We start from the raw sequence: 1,181 nt of genomic DNA on the forward strand, positions 1-1,181 counted from the left end.
GGGAGCATCCCAGTTGAGAACTAAGCAGAAATACTTAAGGAAAATTCCCCGTTAAGATAAGCACAGCGTAAGCGAAGGATTTTAGATACAGATTGAGGAAGCCATTGTGCTCCCGAAAGTTTCACGCGAGCGCCAATCCGTTTGACTGTAGATTCAACGGAACCTGAGCCAATAGCAAGCCCAAGGGATTGATATAAATCATAGTTAACAATTCGGTGGCGATGCTTTGCTAAATAAGCCCGAAAATTCTGTACTAAGTGTCCCTTTCTTTCAGATAGCTCCTCTAAAACTTCATCCACACAACCTCTCCACAGTGAGGTTTCTAGTCGTTTTAACTGTTGAGATGACCCCCCAATTTTGTGGAGATTTTCTACTAAATGATACCAATCAAGTACATCCCTTCGCTCCGATTCAGGTTTTAATCCACTGATAATTTTCCAAACTCCATCATGACCATCACCAACGCAGGTGATCATACGGCTCAGGGATTGCTTGTGTACCCAACTGATTAGAGCGTCATTCTCTTGAAAATAGGCTTGGCACACTGAATCATGTAGACTTACCGCTTTATAATCTCGCCATTGACAAGGCCCTGGTTCTTCGGTTCTCAAGCGGATTTTTCCCCCATCTACACTGAGGCTATCCACCCTGTGTTTACTGTCGGCTTGAGGAAAGTTACTCTTTTGTACTAAACGATGGAGACTACTGTGTCCTATTTTGATGCCCGTCATCAGTGCGAGATCTTGTTCGGCTTCCTCATAGGAAGACTTGGCACTAGCTACCCAACAACATTTGGTCATCACTGGACTTAGCTGAGTCCTGGGCGCTAATCCTAGCTGCTTTGCCCGACGGCTCTTGACTGTTATTATGCCGATACAGGTTTTTACTTGCCGTTGTTTTCCTTTGACTGGAGGCTCCCCTGAAGAAAAAAAAATGTGCCAATTTCTGGTCCGACCGTTTCGAGTATATGCTTTCTTGCAGCCAACTCTATATGCTCAAAGTTTTGTAGTTCCTCCTGCGGAGTTTCCTCTTTTAAAAGTTTTGCTACTTCCCTGAGATGGTACTTGAGTTTTTGTTCGTTAGCTGGGTTCATATGTTTCTATCCTTGAGGTGTGATTTTTTAACATTTTACCTGTTTCTAAACTAAGTATAAATACTTACTTCCTTAATGGGATGCTCCC

General features: G+C 43.3%; 2 protein-coding genes. Both read right to left on the reverse strand.

The features are described from left to right. Nucleotides 1–20: 20 nt before the first annotated feature. The gene (locus tag QUA58_RS31365) at nt 21–935 is read right to left on the reverse strand and encodes an ISKra4 family transposase (protein WP_333398023.1); all 915 of its coding nucleotides are present in this window, start codon (nt 933–935) and stop codon (nt 21–23) included. Beyond that, the gene (locus QUA58_RS31370; protein WP_333398021.1) at nt 884–1,093 is read right to left on the reverse strand and encodes a hypothetical protein; all 210 of its coding nucleotides are present in this window, start codon (nt 1,091–1,093) and stop codon (nt 884–886) included. Before QUA58_RS31370 ends, QUA58_RS31365 begins: the two co-directional genes overlap by 52 nt. Nucleotides 1,094–1,181: the final 88 nt, after the last annotated feature.

The organism is Microcoleus sp. N9_A1 (assembly GCF_036701795.1).
GTDB lineage: Bacteria > Cyanobacteriota > Cyanobacteriia > Cyanobacteriales > Microcoleaceae > Microcoleus.